General features: G+C 37.3%; 2 protein-coding genes. One reads left to right on the forward strand and one right to left on the reverse strand.

Going from position 1 to position 1,774, the window contains the following annotated elements:
* A partial coding sequence (locus B5D35_RS24245; RefSeq protein WP_212567570.1) for a hypothetical protein occupies positions 1-201 on the forward strand: 201 nt, incomplete at its 5' end.
* Between the two features lie 223 nt (positions 202-424).
* On the opposite strand, the gene B5D35_RS23575 is transcribed toward B5D35_RS24245, so the two are convergent.
* On the reverse strand, positions 425-1,495 hold the full coding sequence (locus B5D35_RS23575) for a hypothetical protein (protein ID WP_078754824.1): 1,071 nt from the start codon (positions 1,493-1,495) through the stop codon (positions 425-427).
* Positions 1,496-1,774: the final 279 nt, after the last annotated feature.

Below are 1,774 nucleotides of genomic sequence, written 5' to 3' on the forward strand. Positions count from 1 at the left end.
CGAGGTTTAGACATGAGACTACGACGATTGATGGGTGTAGCCGATCAGATCGTAGCTTCTAGATTTAGTTCCATCGATTTAAGCAACAAAGCCAATCAGATAAGTACCTGGTGCGTCTCTTTGACGGCACAAACGCACCATTTGGCCGAATTGTGGTGGTACTTAGAAGGTAATGTCCATGAGATAAATAGGCTTTCATAACTTAACTCCTCTGCACGCTCGATATCACAGCAGGTACGACAATCAACTCATAACCTTGTGATTACATCACAATAAAAGAACCTGAAATAATAAGAATGTTCATAAAAGAGAGGTTTGATTTTTAATGTGTAATAAAAGCTGCTCTATAGAGCAGCTTTTACGATCTCACAATAAAAATGTTGAGGTAACATTGTTTGCCGTGAATTTATCCATTTATGCTGAACTATAACCAACCAACCGACTTGAAGTCATCTGTGTAATCTATATTCGAAAGAGGAGAGCTTGATAAACTAGTTTGCAATGCACTCAGGTAATCTTGACGAGAACTGTTTTTCCCTAACTGCACACTAGCTGCTTTAAATGTTTTATATAACTCTAGAATTTGAGATGATTTAGAGGCTTGAGGGTCATAATTGAAAGTTCTGTTGGCCATCTTGTAAAATAAGAATCTTAAATCACCTGCGTTTTGATATGGGGTTTTGTCTTTTGATTCTTCTGATGCATGTTTATTTCCAGATGCTGGGTAATCATTTGATGGATTGTTCAAGCTGCGTAAAGCGCGTGAGCTTCTTTGATCTGTTTGATTTAAAACTATTAGCCAAGAAATAGTATTTTCTCCATTTTCTGCTCTGTAGAGATTATGTAGCGTTACAGCATATAAATCCGCAATTCCTTCTTTAAGAGCTTCATAAAAAAGAGAGCCATCTTCATTACGAAGCAAGAAAGCAGTATCCTTGTGACCAGCTTCGTGAGCCATTGTTGTAATATCTACATACGCACTACCATAAAACCCTACATCAGCAGTGTATATTATAAAGCTGTCATCTTTTGGTAAGTAACTTGAATTGGCAATCAATTGTGTGTGGCTATGTCTTAATTTAGCTTGAGTATTAAACAAGTCAATACCGAAATTTGATTGATGAAGCTGTAGCACCTTACTGAGTGTCGTGTAAGCGGAAAGTGTATAGTTTTGACTGTCGTTACCGCTTAGTATCCATTCGTCACCACAATGAAACTTTGCCTGTCCTTCACCACCTCCAAGAATCAAGGTTGTCTTTAATTTATTATTTTCAGCATAACAAAAGCCATTCTTTTTTTTGAAATCAGCCGCGATGATATAACTCCCAACACTACCATCATCACTACCATCATCACTACTAAATCTCGAGTAAGCAGCATGTTTTTCATCAATTGCTCCTGTGAGGTCATCGTTAGAGGGCAGCTGCTCGGCAGAAGTTCCTGCCATTGAGCCGAAAGACAGCAGCATAGCTGATAAAGCAATTTTTCTCATCATAATAGATCCTTTGAGTTGTTTTATTTTACAGTAAAAATAAACTAATGATTTATTTTTATGATACAATTATATGCACTTTAAAATAAAGCGTATGTTTTACTTTCGAAACGCATGCTTTATTAAATCAATTTTACTGATCTGCTCGAATATACAACTGAGTCTGTGCTAAGTGATACGCTCTCCGATAGGCTTTGTTGCTTAATTCGGTTGGAAGACATGGCAGCCTAAAGTTGTTCGGTTCTTAAGCAATATACTGAGTTTCAGGCATACCCAGTCCTG

The sequence above is a fragment of the Enterovibrio nigricans DSM 22720 genome, assembly GCF_900167155.1.
Lineage (GTDB): Bacteria > Pseudomonadota > Gammaproteobacteria > Enterobacterales > Vibrionaceae > Enterovibrio > Enterovibrio nigricans.